Source organism: Lysinibacillus sp. FSL L8-0126 (assembly GCF_038630385.1).
In the GTDB taxonomy this organism is placed as follows: Bacteria; Bacillota; Bacilli; order Bacillales_A; family Planococcaceae; genus Lysinibacillus; species Lysinibacillus fusiformis_D.
In genome coordinates, this window is record NZ_CP152028.1 from 4,319,664 (window position 1) to 4,335,018 (window position 15,355).

General features: G+C 38.3%; 17 protein-coding genes and 1 riboswitch. Of the genes, 7 read left to right on the top strand and 10 right to left on the bottom strand.

The window, feature by feature from the left end:
* Position 1 precedes the first annotated feature (1 nt).
* From MHI34_RS21005 to MHI34_RS21015, 3 genes are all read left to right on the top strand, one after another.
* Complete coding sequence (locus MHI34_RS21005; RefSeq protein ID WP_342503932.1) at positions 2 to 1,171, top strand: DUF418 domain-containing protein; 1,170 nt, start codon at positions 2 to 4, stop codon at positions 1,169 to 1,171.
* Positions 1,172 to 1,262: 91 nt separating this feature from the next.
* A complete protein-coding gene (locus MHI34_RS21010) occupies positions 1,263 to 2,255 on the top strand; it encodes a sensor histidine kinase (RefSeq protein WP_244504809.1) in 993 nt (330 codons plus the stop codon).
* Entirely contained in the window at positions 2,252 to 2,857 is a 606-nt protein-coding gene (locus MHI34_RS21015) for a response regulator transcription factor (RefSeq protein WP_058845269.1), read from the top strand. The genes MHI34_RS21010 and MHI34_RS21015 overlap by 4 nt, the downstream gene beginning before the upstream one ends.
* 130 nt (positions 2,858 to 2,987) lie before the next feature.
* On the opposite strand, the gene tnpA is transcribed toward MHI34_RS21015, so the two are convergent.
* The 10 genes from tnpA to MHI34_RS21065 form a co-directional block, all read right to left on the bottom strand.
* On the bottom strand, positions 2,988 to 3,461 hold the full coding sequence (gene tnpA / locus MHI34_RS21020; protein WP_036129052.1) for an IS200/IS605 family transposase: 474 nt from the start codon (positions 3,459 to 3,461) through the stop codon (positions 2,988 to 2,990).
* 294 nt (positions 3,462 to 3,755) lie between these two features.
* Positions 3,756 to 4,220, bottom strand: a complete 465-nt coding sequence (locus tag MHI34_RS21025; protein ID WP_249645806.1) for a hypothetical protein — start codon at positions 4,218 to 4,220, stop codon at positions 3,756 to 3,758.
* Between the two features lie 181 nt (positions 4,221 to 4,401).
* On the bottom strand, positions 4,402 to 5,112 hold the full coding sequence (locus MHI34_RS21030) for an ankyrin repeat domain-containing protein (protein WP_082673785.1): 711 nt from the start codon (positions 5,110 to 5,112) through the stop codon (positions 4,402 to 4,404).
* A 144-nt stretch (positions 5,113 to 5,256) separates the two neighbouring features.
* Complete coding sequence (locus tag MHI34_RS21035) at positions 5,257 to 5,943, bottom strand: response regulator transcription factor (protein WP_036117802.1); 687 nt, start codon at positions 5,941 to 5,943, stop codon at positions 5,257 to 5,259.
* The gene (locus tag MHI34_RS21040) at positions 5,921 to 7,399 is read right to left on the bottom strand and encodes a HAMP domain-containing sensor histidine kinase (protein ID WP_036117805.1); all 1,479 of its coding nucleotides are present in this window, start codon (positions 7,397 to 7,399) and stop codon (positions 5,921 to 5,923) included. The genes MHI34_RS21035 and MHI34_RS21040 overlap by 23 nt, the downstream gene beginning before the upstream one ends.
* Before the next feature lie 178 nt (positions 7,400 to 7,577).
* Positions 7,578 to 8,939 carry a PepSY domain-containing protein gene (locus MHI34_RS21045; protein ID WP_089932461.1) on the bottom strand — a complete coding sequence of 454 codons (1,362 nt, stop codon included), beginning with the start codon at positions 8,937 to 8,939 and terminating at the stop codon, positions 7,578 to 7,580.
* Positions 8,940 to 9,130: 191 nt separating this feature from the next.
* Positions 9,131 to 10,150, bottom strand: coding sequence for a 2,3-butanediol dehydrogenase (locus MHI34_RS21050; RefSeq protein WP_342503933.1), 1,020 nt, complete (start codon positions 10,148 to 10,150; stop codon positions 9,131 to 9,133).
* 16 nt (positions 10,151 to 10,166) lie between these two features.
* Entirely contained in the window at positions 10,167 to 10,811 is a 645-nt protein-coding gene (locus MHI34_RS21055; RefSeq protein ID WP_230593747.1) for a TetR/AcrR family transcriptional regulator, read from the bottom strand.
* An 87-nt stretch (positions 10,812 to 10,898) separates the two neighbouring features.
* Positions 10,899 to 11,075, bottom strand: a complete 177-nt coding sequence (locus MHI34_RS21060) for a hypothetical protein (RefSeq protein ID WP_170829809.1) — start codon at positions 11,073 to 11,075, stop codon at positions 10,899 to 10,901.
* Positions 11,076 to 11,138: 63 nt separating this feature from the next.
* The gene (locus MHI34_RS21065; protein ID WP_256375523.1) at positions 11,139 to 11,261 is read right to left on the bottom strand and encodes a hypothetical protein; all 123 of its coding nucleotides are present in this window, start codon (positions 11,259 to 11,261) and stop codon (positions 11,139 to 11,141) included.
* 29 nt (positions 11,262 to 11,290) lie between these two features.
* A riboswitch (cobalamin riboswitch) is annotated at positions 11,291 to 11,483 on the bottom strand.
* A 162-nt stretch (positions 11,484 to 11,645) separates the two neighbouring features.
* Here MHI34_RS21065 and MHI34_RS21070 point away from each other — a divergent pair.
* The 4 genes from MHI34_RS21070 (at position 11,646) to MHI34_RS21085 (ending at position 15,291) form a co-directional block, all read left to right on the top strand.
* Complete coding sequence (locus tag MHI34_RS21070) at positions 11,646 to 12,191, top strand: hypothetical protein (RefSeq protein ID WP_036117815.1); 546 nt, start codon at positions 11,646 to 11,648, stop codon at positions 12,189 to 12,191.
* Between the two features lie 1,287 nt (positions 12,192 to 13,478).
* Complete coding sequence (locus MHI34_RS21075) at positions 13,479 to 13,844, top strand: VOC family protein (protein ID WP_342503934.1); 366 nt, start codon at positions 13,479 to 13,481, stop codon at positions 13,842 to 13,844.
* 62 nt (positions 13,845 to 13,906) lie between these two features.
* Positions 13,907 to 14,464, top strand: a complete 558-nt coding sequence (locus MHI34_RS21080; protein WP_089933748.1) for a helix-turn-helix domain-containing protein — start codon at positions 13,907 to 13,909, stop codon at positions 14,462 to 14,464.
* Entirely contained in the window at positions 14,404 to 15,291 is an 888-nt protein-coding gene (locus MHI34_RS21085; RefSeq protein WP_230593949.1) for an IS3 family transposase, read from the top strand. The genes MHI34_RS21080 and MHI34_RS21085 overlap by 61 nt, the downstream gene beginning before the upstream one ends.
* Positions 15,292 to 15,355 lie beyond the last annotated feature (64 nt).

Here is a 15,355-nt window from a genome sequence, read left to right on the forward strand (position 1 = left end):
TATGCAAATGCAACAAAGACTTCCCTTTATCGATATGTTAAGAGGCTTCGCCGTTTTAGGAACGCTCGGCACCAATATTTGGATTTTTGCTTATTTAGGTGATTTATCGTATATCACAACAAGCAACTACTCTGGTTGGTGGTCCTTCCAGGATTTTTTACGAATGGTAGTTTTATTTTTCGTCAACGGTAAGCTACTAGGCTTGTTAACGATTATGTTTGGGGTAGGTTTACAATTAAAATATCAGCAAGCCTTACGCAGAGGCAATGCTTGGCCTGGGGTCTACCTTTGGACAATCGTCTTTTTGGGGCTAGAGGGACTGCTTCATTATACCCTTGTCATGGAATATGATATTTTAATGAGCTATGCTGCTACAGCCTTCATCGTTGCCTTTCTCATCCGATTAAGTAACAAAGCCATGACATGGGCTTTCTATCTTTTTGGCAGCCTTCATGTCCTACTAATCCTCCTTATTTTTATCAGTACATTACAAGGTGTTGGTGTTTCCTTAAATGGAATGGAGAGCGTTGCCACATTGTATGAAAACGGCTCATGGCTAGCACAAGTACAGCATCGTCTGATAAATTTTTTATTCTATCGATCAGAAGCTATTTTCATTATCCCTATGAATATCTTTTTATTTTTACTTGGTGTGAAGCTTATGCGCAACGATGTATTTTCACAAACAGATAGAGGACGGCATGTACGCCAAAAGCTGTTTACGATTGGTATATACATTGGCATTCCCCTCAATTTACTTATCTTTATACCAGGGGGACTTTTTGATTTTCCTGTTCGCTATTTATGTGCCCCTATTCTATCGATTGGCTATATTGGAATTTTAGGGAAACTGGTAGAATATAAGAGGTTCAATTGGCTTTGGCAACGTTTTGCACAAGTCGGTAAAATGTCTTTAAGCTGTTATGTCCTTCAAAACATACTTGCATCATTTATTTTTTATGGTTGGGGCCTTGGCTTAGGAGGGCATGTCAATAGCGTGATCGTCATTTGCATTTGGCTAACTTTGTCATTCCTACAACTGGTCATGGCGTCTATTTGGTTACAGCATTTTCAATTGGGTCCTATGGAATGGATTCGTCAAAAATCCATTCGAGCAATGACGCAACAATTTGCAACAAAGGAAGGTGTAGGCAATAAAAATATATCCTAGAGAACAAATAAAGCATTATTTAATCATCGATGTAGCTTCTGTGATTTTTCTCATCGCAATAGTACTATGGTCTGGATCACTTCCTTTAGCTATGAAAATAACATTGCTCCTTTTATACTTAGGAGCTTTCTATAATGCTTTATGGCATAAAAATGGGAGACTCCTTGTCGCATCATTAGTAGGCTTCATCGTCATCACTATACTAAGTATTTATATAGAGCCCTTTATGCTTATTTTTGGCTTTACCTTTGCCGATTTACTTGGACGGGCGAAATCAAAATGGCATATCGGCTGTGGAATATTAGCCATCGCGATCATGTTTTTGACGGTCATGTATCTGGCGACAGACTCCTTTTTACAGAAGGAATCACAGGTGTTAGTACCTATCATGATGTTTCAGCTAGTATTGCCAATTCTTATTTACTTTGTGGAAAAGTCGAAAAATCTGCAAGCTGAATTGGCAGACGTCAATATGCAGCTTGTTCAGCAGGAGGAACGACAGCGTATTGCTAGAGACCTTCACGATACAATTGGTCATACACTCACAATGATTAAGATTAGAACGGAACTGACGACAAAACTAATTGACCGAGATCCTTCAAGGGTGAAGCAAGAATTGGATGATATATTAGCCACTACACGTAAAGCCTTAAAACAAGTGCGTGAGCTAGTATCTGATATGAATTTCATTTCGTTACAGACGGAGCTAGTGCATTGCAAACAGCTTTTACAAAGTGCAAATATCACAACAAGCCTTCACAATCAATGCCCTCAAATTGTTCTTTCTAGTGTGGAGGAAACGATGCTTGCATTATGTGTAAGAGAGGCTACGACCAATATACTCAAGCACAGTCAGGCAAAAAAATGCCACATCATCATTCAATATCACATGGGACAATACACGCTAATCATGAAAGATGATGGCATAGGCTTACAGCAAAAAGGATTTGGCAATGGCATCCACTCGATGAAGGAAAGAATGCATATCCTGCAAGGTTATGCCACGATTAACAGCCATACACCTACAGGCACGAGCGTAACTCTTACGCTACCAATTCAAGAAGGAAAGGAGCCCACATCATGATACGTGTATTACTAGCGGAGGACCAACAAATGCTACGTGGTGCCTTAACATCACTCTTATCGTTTGAACCAGATATTGAAGTCATAGCCGAGGTCGCAGATGGGCTAAAAGCATGGGACTACATCCAACAGGAGCTACCAGATGTTTGCCTCGTAGATATTGAAATGCCCCATCTGTCTGGGCTAGAGCTAGCTGAAAAAATTAAACAGGCTAACCTACCGTGTAAAGTGATGATTGTCACAACTTTTGCTCGTCCTGGCTATTTACAAAAGGCTATGGATTGCGAGGTACACGGCTATCTATTGAAAGATGAACCGATCGATTATTTAATCGCTACCATTCGAAAAATCATGCAGGGAGAAAAGGTGGTTAGTAAGGATCTAGCCGCTACCTTGTTTATGAAGGAGCAAAACCCTTTAAACGAACGAGAAATTGCAGTACTACAGCTTGTCAAAGAGGGTTTGACCACAAATGAAATCAGCAAGCAATTGTTTTTAACAAAGGGTACCATTCGCAATTATTTATCTACCTCTATTCAAAAGCTGCAAGTGGAATCAAGACAGCAGGCTGCTCAGATAGCAAGTGACAAAGGCTGGCTATAATCAGAACCACCAGTATAACTGGTGGTTTGCTCTGCGCGTGAAACGCTGGGGTACTGGCCCATGTCTAAAGACATTCTGAATGGTCTGCCAACCGCACTCCGTTTTCACACAAACCGCTAAAGCGGCTTACTTATTTTTTCTTTCTCTTGATTTCTTCTCCTGTGAATGGGTCAATGAATTCTTTCATCGTCATTTGATCTTGCAGGATATCTTCTTGTAATTGATTTTTTATATACTCTTGTATCTTTTTCTTATTTCGGCCGACTGTGTCCACATAGTATCCTCGACACCAGAATTGACGATTACCGTATTTATACTTTAAATTTGCATGTCGGTCGAAAATCATTAGACTACTCTTCCCTTTTAAATAACCCATGAACGCAGATACACTCAATTTCGGAGGAATACTTACCAACATATGAATATGGTCAGGACAGGCTGTTGCCTCTATGATTTCTACATCTTTTCTTTCACATAATTGGCGCAATATTCTTCCAACATCTGCTTTAATTTGACCATAAATAATCTGCCTTCTATACTTTGGCGCAAAGACGATATGATACTTACAATTCCACGTTGTATGTGCTAAACTTTTATTATCCATTTATGGTGGCTCCTTTCGTACGAAGTCGGTTGACTAGACCTGACTTTATTGTACGTTTGGAGTTTTTTTATTGTCCATAGCTAAAAGCTTTCCGGAACCCCCTGCATAGCAGGGGGTTTTCAAAGCACACAACAAAAAATCTCGCCACAGCCGTGACGAGATTTTCACCATTTTAAAATAAGATACTTCGCTTGATTATTAATAGTTTACCCACTTCACGCAATTGTTGGTTTGAAGTGGGGCTATTTTTAGCCACACAATCAATGGATAATTATAAATGATGTCAGACCTTCTTTAATTAGTATACACTCCTAAAAAACCATCATCATTTCCGTTGTTAATCAATTTTATTTCCTCAAGTGGATGCTTGTTTTTACTTTCTATAAGGAATAGCGTTTTTTTATTTGTAACACTTCCTTCTGTAGTTGTATAGAAAAGTGTTAGAATTTTATTTTCCTTATCTAATTTAAACGAATAATCAGCATAATTCCTAGTATTGGCATTTATCAAGATATAGGTTTTATGCTTATTCTCGTCATAAGCATAAACGCCATCTTTTAAGTCTCCTCTAAATACGTTAAGTACCTTTTGATTATCTTCGTCATTAGTATCCAGTTCTAGTACTCTTACATTTTCTAATTGCGCGGTTTCCGAAATTACAAATTCCTCTTCATAATCAACTCTTACACCGTTGCTACAAGCCGTTTGCGTAAACAATAGTCCAAGTAAAGCACAAAAAATCCGCCTGTTATTCGCCACTCTTATGCCACCTTTTTTAAAATCATCGTTATCGCTGTATCCTAATAAATATAGCCGTGTTGGTGTAAAAAAAGACGTACTGAAACTGCAACTCCAATTGGTAATACGTATACTGAATTAATGTTTCCAAGCCCACTACAAAATTTGTAATGGGCTTTCATAAAAATCCCTACAGTTTGCATTACTTCGCTCCCGCTGCAATCAGGATTTGTTCAATCTCGTTAAATCCTCGCTGTCTCGCATGTTGTAATGGTGTCACATTATTTTGATCCGGAATATTCACATCAGCACCATGCTCAATCAATAACTGAATTACCGTTTGCTGTGTTGGATTGCCGTTATTTAACACAATCGCCTCCATCAGCGCTGTCCATCCTAAATGATTCACATGATTGACGTCGATGTCGCTGTTACGCAACAACTCCTCGATGACCTCCACATAACCATGCTCTGCTGCTGGGATTAATGCGGTTCCTCCATATCGGTTCAAAATAGTAGGATCAGCACCAGCTTGAATCGTCATCTTTAATATATCCAGATAGCCTTCTGCTCCAGCATAAAGAAAGGGCGTATTTTGCCTATTGTCCTGTATATTGACATCGGCCCCAGCATTTATTAATAATTGTGCTGCCTCGACATTCTGATTATAGGTTGCAATCATCAAAGCTGTTCTGCTATTTGAATCTTGGACATTGATATCAACTTTTTGATCCAAAGCACGTTGTAACGCTTCCATATCTCCCATTTCGGCTGCTTTAAACAGTTCACTCTTCCAATTTGATTTCACCACTTCACTCTCCCCTTTATCAAGCTGTATTGCCTCTGATTCGTTGGAGGCACATCCTTGAAGCAAAAATGATAATGCGATCATAACCGTTTGTATTTTTTTCACCCCTTGCACCACACTCTCTTATTTATTGCTGTCTTCCTTATTTTAGTGTAAGTGGTAATGCTAAATATTCCATTAACCATTTCTTAAAAAAGTCTAAAAATTGGCCAAAAAAATACCTCGCCACATGGACGAGATATTTTGCTCTTAAACATTGAAACGATAGCCTGCTCCCCATACCGTTTCCAAAAACTTTGGCTGTGCGGGATCACGTTCAATTTTTTCACGTAGCTTGCGAATATGAACGGTAACGGTCGAAACATCTGCAGCTGATTCATAGCCCCAGTTTCGCTCATATAACTGCTCTTTACTTAATACTTGATTTGGGTGTTTAACAAAAAAAACGAGTAAATCAAATTCCTTTGTTGTAAAGGCAATTTCATCTCCATTGACAAAAACCTTTCTAGCAGATGTATCGATCGTAATGCCATGAATGGACATCGTATGGTTTGCTTGCTGATTCGTAGCGAGGCGCTCATACCTGGCTAAATGTGCCTTGACTCTTGCTACTAGCTCACTTGGACTAAAGGGCTTCGTAATATAATCATCTGCCCCTAGACCAAGGCCACGAATTTTATCAATATCCTCTTTTTTGGCTGAAACAAATAAAATGGGCATATTGTGCACTGCTCGAACTTGTTTACAAATATCAAAGCCATTCATCCCAGGCAGCATAATATCCAAAATGATTAAAGCATAATCACCTTTTAGTGCCTGCTTCAGGCCATCGTCTCCGTTATGCTGGATATCTACTGAAAAATCATTAATCTCTAAATAATCTCGTTGGAGCTCTGCTATGCTCACTTCATCTTCAATTAACAGAATTTTTTTCATGATGACTCCCCTTCTCCTCAGCCTTTTTCAATGAAATGAATATGCTCGTTCCCTTCGTTAATTCACTCTTCGCCCAAATGTCGCCGCCCATTTCAAGGACGATTTGTTTCGCAATCGCTAACCCTAAGCCACTACCTCCTGTTTGCGAATTACGGGAAGGCTCTGCACGGTAAAAACGATCAAAAATATGAGGTAACGCAGCAGGATCAATGCCCGTACCATTATCTGTTACCTGAATAATCGCATCCTCAGTTCGCTCGTGCAACGAAATAATAATTTGCTTATAGGATTTATCCATATATTTCTCACTATTGCTTAGTAAATTTGACAGGACACGTCTTAATTTATCACGATCAGCCATGGCCAAAAGAGGAGAACCTGCTGATATATATTGTAAATGAATGTCTCGTGCAATAAAATCAAAGCTCGCATCCTCTACATAATCATGCATATATTGCTGGAGATTGACGCTTTCCATTTGGAATGGAACCTTTTTTAAATCCAATTTAGAAAATAAGAACAGCTCATCAATTAATACATCCATATCCTTTGCTTTTGTATAGATGGTTGTTAAATATTTATCCATCTTCTCCTCTGTATTCGCCACGCCATCTTTAATGCCCTCTACATAGCCGATAATGGAAGTCATAGGCGTTTTTAAATCATGGGAAATATTCGATAATAGCTCTTTCCGATTTTCCTCATATTGAAGCTGAAGCTGGATTGATTCTTTTAGCTTAACTCTCATTTCCTCAAACGATCGATTCAACTGACCAATTTCATCATTGGAATGAGACGTAATTTCAAAATCTAAGTCGCCCGATTTAATGCGTTCAGCCCCATCCTTTAAAGCTGAGATTGGATTAATAATACTTCTTGAAACTAAATAATTTAATAAGCCAATAATCATCATAAATAGTACAAATAAGATTCCTAAAAGAATGGGCAACAGTTCACGCGTTACTTCCGCATGAGAACTAACCTCTCTTAAAACGAAAATACTTCCCTCGGTTTTATCTGGAAAATAAAAATCAAATTTTACATACGTATAAAAGGCTTGATTAATCATGATGGTATCACGTGAATTAATATTGGTCGCTTCAAAGCCAGGTAAGCTTTGAAGTAATAATTGTTCATGCTCTTTCTGCGTTGAATAAACAATTTGATGATCTTTTCGTACCACAATCTCAATCGAAGGTGCATTGATTTTTTCTAGCTGTTCGAGATCTAAAAGCTGCTGGGGATTATTTTTAGCTAGTAATTTTAAATCTAGAAAAGCGTTTTCTTCTACCGTCGTCAAAGGCTTTTGTACATAGGATTTTTTATAAAAATGCTCTATTGCTTTGATATCACCCGTAATCGCAAAGGAAAAAAGAAAAACGGCTGCAAGTAAAAGCGTGATAGCAATGATAATAACACCCACATAAGATAGTAAAAACCTCGTTTTAATTGACATCTACACTCCCCCAATAAGCTGAAACTACTAGCAATGTACCATACAAATCTTAAAACTTTATAAAATTGGGCTGAAAAATCTATAAACATTTTTGCAGCTTCAGTATAGTATTGCGTTCATATAAACGAAATAAACAAAAAAGATACGGCACAATCCTGTTGTACCGTATCCATTCGCATTATTTAGTTTCTTCTGCTCTTAACTTCTTCTTTGTTTGCCAGCCTATAATGATGAGCTCCATCAATACGACAGCGATCAAGGAGGCGCCAAATAACGGCATTATAATGCCTAAAATAACAAGGAAAATGATAAACGGCATGGACATTTTATGAGAAATTTGCGGTGGTGCAGAAAGCTCCCCTTTTTTTCTACGTAAAATCCATGTGCGAATGCCCCACATAATCACGGCTAAAAAGGCTAGACAAACCACTAAGTTTAGAATCTTATTAGGCCAGCCAAATAAGTGACCTTCATGTAAAGGAATGCCCCATGTAAAGAATTTAGCCAACATGCCATAATCAGCATAATTTACTTGATCGATAAACTTCCCACTATATTGATCGAAATACATCGTTGCTTCTGCTGAAGGCTTCACATCCAGACCTGTTACACCTGAATTACTCGCCTTCGCCACTGTATATACGCCCTCCTCATTTGACGGGTAAATAATCGAATAAGGTTTTGCGATATTCATGACATTGATTTCTTTTTCAAGATCAGCAATCGAAATTTGGCTGTCATTTGTATAACGGACAGCTCCGCCTCCATGATGCTGCGCATGTTCACCTTCTGATATAGGCGCCTCTAATTGTCGAGTGGCCCAAGGAATTTCAGAGACATCCGATGTTGGTGGCTTTTGCTGTAATAATGGGTAACCAAAAGTTGGACTTTCTGAAGCTATATTCACAAGAATCGACCCTTGAAAAGCAGACCATAATAGCCCTGTAGAAATAAACAGCACCATTGGAATTGTAATGATTGTCCCAACGAGTGCATGCAATCTCTTACTTTTTTGTCGTTTATTCTCTGCCTTTGGCTTCTTCAAAAGATTTCCTTTAAATGTCATATAAAGTCCTGACAATAATAAAAAGATTGTCCAGCATGCCGCTAGTTCCACTAAATAATTGACAAAAGTACCGCCAATAAATAGGGAGCTGTGTGTATTTCTCATAATATTAGAAAATGTATAATTCGCATCCTGACTACCAACCATTTGATTGTGATCATCTAAAAATACGTACTTCTGTTCTTTGCCATTTGATAAAGTTAAACGCGTATTATAAGGCTCTTCCAGCATAATAACTTTCGTAGTGGAGTAGCCTGCAAATGCCGCTTCCGCTTTTTCCACGGCTTCATCAATCGTTAAAACCTCTTCTTTATGGCTTTCGCCAAAGAAGTAATCATCATATAATCGATTTTCTACATCTGTGAAAAATAAATAGCCAATCCCGCTTAATGTGAGAGACAGCAGTAATGGTGTAATAAAAAGTGCTGCGAAAAAATGCAATCGCCAAAACCTTGAATAAAGCAGATTTTTCATATTTGATCTCCATTCTATTTATAAATAGCAAATTTATTATATAAAGTAAAAGTGAAATATGAATGAAGTCCTAAAGACAGTTTTATGACAAATAAATGTAATCCAATTGGTATTATGCTATTTAATAGACCAAAAATAATGATAGCCAAACCTGTTTTAACGCAAGTTTGGCTACCGATTTTCAGTAAGATTTATAGATTCATATTGACAAGAATTTTACATTGACTACGGTCTTTCGTTAATGCTTCAAAACCTTTTTCCACAATATCCTCTAAAGCGATTTGGCTTGTAATAACAGCTTGACCATCAATGACCCCACGAGCGAGTAGACGAATTACTTCGGGGAAAATATTAACATAAGCAAATGAGCCACTAATTTTCACTTCTGGAGAAACGACCGCATTTGGATTAAATTCTACTGGTCTTTCCCAGACGCTAACGATTTTAAATTCGCCGCCTGGATGTACCGCACTGACACCACTTGTAAACGTTGCCTGCACACCTGCTGCATCATATGCAACATCCACCCCACCCTTTGTTTTTTCACGAATAAACGCGACAGCATCTGTGTCAATTGGATTAATGACATAGGTTGCGCCTAATTCAAGTGCTTTTTGGCGTCGTTCATCAGAAACCTCCACGACAAAAATTTCACTTGCCCCCGCTGCCTTCACAGCCTGTAAGACTAATAAACCAATAGGACCTGCGCCAAAAATAGCTGCTGTATCGCCCAGCTTTAATTGACTTTGACGCACTGCATGAACGGCTACTGCTGTAGGTTCAACAAGTGCGCCTAGCTCTAGGCTCATATCATCCGGAAGGTGGTGAATATTTTCTTCCTGCACAATAGCATATTCAGCAAATCCACCTGAAATCGTATAACCATAGGATTGTCCACGTTTACATAAGTTAGTATACCCACGTCGACAATTATTACATTTACCACAAGGAATCGGTGGCTCCACTGCTACACGATCCCCTATTTTTATTTGAGTAACGCCTGCTGCGACCTCTACAACAACACCTGCAAATTCATGACCTAATACAGGTTGTGTACGAAATGCATAGGCACCCCCTACATATTCATGTAAATCACTACCACAAATTCCTGCAAATGCGACTTTTACTTTTACCATGCCTGGTTCTAGTGCTGGCAATTGTGCTTCCTCTACTCGAATATCTTGAATACCGTAAAATTTTGCTGCTTTCATTAGAATTACCTTCTTTTTATGATTTAGTTTGAAGACCGTATAACACAAAGTTGACTGCATGTTCTGCAATTTGTTCAGGTGTTGATTGTAAGGAAGAACGATTTAAAAATGGATTGTTCAAGGAGTACATTAACGTCCCCATAATAAAGTTCAGCGCAACGTCAAGCGACTCAAAGCGAATGGTCTGCTGCTCCTGACAAGCTAATAAAATCTTCCGAAGTTGCTCCCAGGAAGGTAAAAAAACATCTTTAAGCATCTCTAACCTAGGACTATTCATAACAATCTCTTGCTGTAAAATATCAATTAATTCATGCTCATGAATGCGATAAAGCACAAAGTTTCGGCAAAAGCTACGAAGTGCACCAAGTGAATCATGGATATCATAATGGGCATTCATAAAGGTGTGGCGTAGCGGTTCAAACAATGCATTAAATACATTTTCTTTGCCACCAAAATGATAGGAAACAAGCGCAAGTGACACATTTGCCTCATCACAAATTTGTCTCACCGTCGTCCCATCATAGCCTCTGGACGAAAACAACGACTTCGCGGCCTGTAAAATTTGATCCTTTACCTCTTTATTTTTTTCTTTTGATACGTTCTCTTTCTGATCGACTGTACTCACCTCTTTTTTGAACAAACGTTCAAAACAATTGTTCAACGAAATTTTACGCCTTCTCTTATTAATTGTCAAAGCATGCGCTTATTAAAAATGGCTACTTCGAAAAACGAAGTAGCCAAAACCATTCTATCCAAGTAATTCTTTTAAAACATTGGTATACGCTGCTAAAATGGATTGCTCATGTGCAGCATCATGCCCAACATATTGTTCAACAAGCTCCTTTAGAGGCTTTGCAGCATAAGGCTCTTGCATAATTTCAATTTTTAATAGGCTCTCATAATACTCAACAACTTGTGGATTCATGTGGACCGCTCCTTTAATGTTTTACATAAAAAAGACATCTTTCTCTTATTAGAAAGATGTCTACTATGACAAATACATGACATAATACGGTGATTGCCAGTTGGAAATAAGCTTTCTATTCAACATAGAAGCTACCTTTTTAGCAGTCATCGTACTATGAGCATGCAGGAGAATTTCTCTAGTCACACTCAACACCCCCTATCCGCGTAGGTTTTTTGGCTGTACTAGATAAAGGCAGGTCTCCTGGCTTATGTTCATCACACCTTTCACCTTCCCATTACGACACGTAACAGTGGCCTTTTGAAAAGTGCTCCCATTTACAGTTGCGGGACAGCGTCGGAATTACACCGATCTTCCCTTTTAAACAAATCCTAAAATCTGATTTGTACCTCTATCCTATTATTCCGTTTTTATTATTATACCATAAAGATTTGTGTGCACAGACCCGATCTTCATAAAATACTGTGATAGATGTAATGACTTGATCGGCACTTCCATTTACACTTAACTTTCTTCTATTTTATTACTATGTTACCATATAAAGAAACATAGATTTCAGGAGGAATACATATGAAACGCAATAAGACCGCAATACTACTGTTGAAAAGTTTACTCTTTATCTTACTTTTATCTGGCTGTAGTAAAGAAAATGAGACAGGCTTCGATGATCAATTTATCGCTGATTTAAAAGACTATATTCAAGTAGAAGCGAAATATAAAAACATAGAAGAAAATAATATAAATAACTTGAATAATTTATATGAATCACAAACATATTCAATGGCCCATTCCAGCGATGGAATAAAAAAGGCACTCTCACAACAGCAAGCATATTATGAAGATGCAATAGACTATTCACATAATAAAATAGACTTCAAACCTAAAACAAGCTCCCCAGAAGAAAAAGAACTCTATAATGCGATAATTGATTTTAAAGAAAAAAAAAGCTCTCATGACTTTCCAACTATTAGATTAGTCGATGCAACATACCAAATTGATAGAGTAAATGCTAAAGAAGAGTATGAGCAATCTTTACAGGAACTAAACAAATCATGGAATACTATCATATCCCTTTCAGAAAAGTATAATTTGAATCTTTTTGGAGCTGAAGAATAGCGAATATGTAGGTGTTGTATGAGTGACTATCCTTTGCTTTTGGGGGCTCTATCCCCCTTTTTTTAGTTCTATCCATACTTTGATGGTTATCCTTCTCTTTGCAGGCTCTATCCACTTCTTTTAATGGATTATCCTTCTCTTCGAAGGTGCTATCCTCCTGTTTGAGGGTTATCCTTTTCTTCAGGGGTTCTATCCTCCTCTTTTGATGGGTTATCCCTCTCTTTGCAGGTTTTATCCACTTCTTTTGATAGGTTATCCTTCTCTTCGAAGATTCTATCCTCCTGTTTGAGGGCTATCCCTCTCTTTGTAGGTTTTATCCACTTCTTTTGATAGATTATCCTGCACTTAGAAGGTTCTATCCCCCTGTTTGAGGGTTATCCTTCGCTTTGCAGGTTTTATCCACTTCTTTTGATGGATTATCCTGCACTTAGAAGGTTCTATCCCCCTGTTTGAGGGTTATCCTTCTCTTTGCAGGTTTTATCCACTTCTTTTGATAGGTTCTCCTTCTCTTCGAAGGTGCTATCCACCTCTTTGAGGGTTATCCTTTTCTTCAGGGGTTCTATCCTCCTCTTTTGATGGGTTATCCCTCTCTTTCCAGGTTTTATCCACCTCTTTTGATAGGTTATCCTGCACTTAGAAGATTCTATCCACCAGTTTGAAGGTTATCCTTCTCTTTGCAGGTTTTATCCACTTCTTTTGATGGATTATCCTGCACTTAGAAGGTTCTATCCACCTGTTTGAGGGTTATCCTTCTCTTTGCAGGTTTTATCCACTTCTTTTGATGGATTATCCTGCACTTAGAAGGTTCTATCCTCCTCTTTTGATGGGCTATCCCTCTCTTTGCAGGTTTTATCCACCTCTTTTGATGGGTTATCCTGCACTTAGAAGGTTCTATCCTCCTGTTTGAAGGTTATCCTTCTCTTTGCAGGTTTTATCCACCTCTTTTGATAGGTTATCCTTCTCTTCGAAGGTGCTATCCACCTCTTTTGATAGGTTATCCTTCTCTTCGAAGGTGCTATCCACCTCTTTTGATAGGTTATCCTTCTCTTCGAAGGTGCTATCCTCCTGTTTGAGGGTTATCCTGCACTTAGAAGGTTCTATCCACCTCTTTTGAGATTTTATCCATCACTTTTAATGGGCTTTCCTTCTGTTTGAAGGTTATCCTTCTCTTCGAAGATTCTATCCTCCTCTTTTGAAAAGTTATCCATCACTTTCCCATTGCTATCCGCCAACATTTTAAATATTCAAAAATTAAACTATACTTAAAGAAAAAGGGGGCATTATGAGATGATTATCGGTTTACATCATGTGCAAATTACCATTCCAAAAGGATCAGAGGAGCAGGGGAAAGCTTTTTATTGTCAGGTTTTAGGTTTGCAGGAATTGGAGAAGCCTGAGTCGCTGAAGGGACGAGGCGGATTCTGGTTACAGCTTGGTCAGCAGGAGGTTCATGTGGGCACGGAAGATGGCTTTGATCGCTTGACAACAAAGGCGCATATTGCGTATCAAGTAGAAGATATTGAGTACTGGAAGAGGAAACTAGCAGAACATCAAATAGACATACTGGATTCTGTGCCAATCCCTCATTATGAGCGATTTGAATTTCGAGATCCGTTTGGTAATCGCGCCGAAATGATTCAAAAATTAAGATAAACTGCCCCGCTATGGTGCTGCACCCCAAAAGTTAGAGTAAAAAACTTTTGGGGTGTTTTTTTATGGCAAAATATAGCGATGAATTTAAGTTAAAGGTTGTGAAAGAGTATTTAACAGGAAAAATAGGTCTTAAACGATTAGCTAAAAAATATTCCATTCCATCTACTACAGCAATTAGAACATGGGTAGCTGCCTACAAAGCATATGGGAATAATGGTATTAAACGAAAAAGAAGTAAGGAAGTCTATTCTGTTCAATTTAAAGTAGATGTATTACACTTTATGAAACAAACAGGTGCTTCCTATCAAGAGACAGCGATTCAATTTAAGATGAACAATCCACGTTTAATCGCTAAATGGAACCAAAAATTTCTGGAAGAAGGGATAGAGGGCCTGCAAGAAAAAGCAAAGGGGCGCCCATCTATGTCGAAAAAATCAAAACCAACTAAACAAGAAAAAGAAATGTCACGTGAGGAGCAGTTAGAACGTGAAAATGAACTGCTTCGTCTAGAGGTGGCATACTTAAAAAAGTTGAAGGCTTTTCGAGAGAACCCGGAAGCATTCCTCGGAAAGCACAAGCAGTCATTGCCTTTGAACTCAAAGAAGAAGGATTCCGATTAAAAGACATTTTAATGCGTGTAGATATTCCAGAAGCTACGTATCATTATCACATCAAGCAACTGCATCAGGAAGATCCAGATAAGGGATGGCAAACATTGATTTTAGAGACGTTTAAGAAACATGAAGGACGATATGGCTATCGTCGTATACATACGGAGTTAAAAGCGCAAGGCTACATCATTAATCACAAAAAAGTACAGCGCATTATGCAGGAATTAGATTTGAAATGTGAGAAATTCGTCCGCAAGTCGCGCTATAAATCGTATAAAGGTACGGTTGGAAAAGTGGCGAAAAATCGTTTAAATCGCCGTTTCTATACGCATTACGCCGTACAAAAAGTGGTGACAGACGTAACTGAATTCAAATGTACAGATGATGAAAAACTATATCTGAGCCCAATTATGGACTTATATAACGGAGAGGTTATTGGGTTCAGTATGTCTAAACGGCCTACAATGGATTTTGTGCTGGACTCATTGAAACAAGCCCTTCCAGTCATTCGAGAACGTGCAGAATATCGAACAACAATCCATTCAGATCAAGGCTGGCACTATCAACATAATAAATGGGTGAAAACATTAAAGCAGAACAAGATTTTCCAAAGCATGTCTCGCAAAGCAACGTGTGCAGACAATGCAGCAATGGAAAACTTCTTTGGCTTACTCAAACAAGAAATGTATTACGGGGAAGAATTAGTCTCATATGACGTGTTAAAAAAGAAAATTGAAAAATATATCCACTACTATAACAACGAACGTATTAAACAAAAATTGGCCGGCATGAGTCCGGTAAAATACCGAACTCATGCCAGCCAATTAGCTGCATAAATAAAAACTCTAACTTTAAGGGGTCACTACCTATTAGGGCAGTTTTTTCATGGAACTGTTCCAT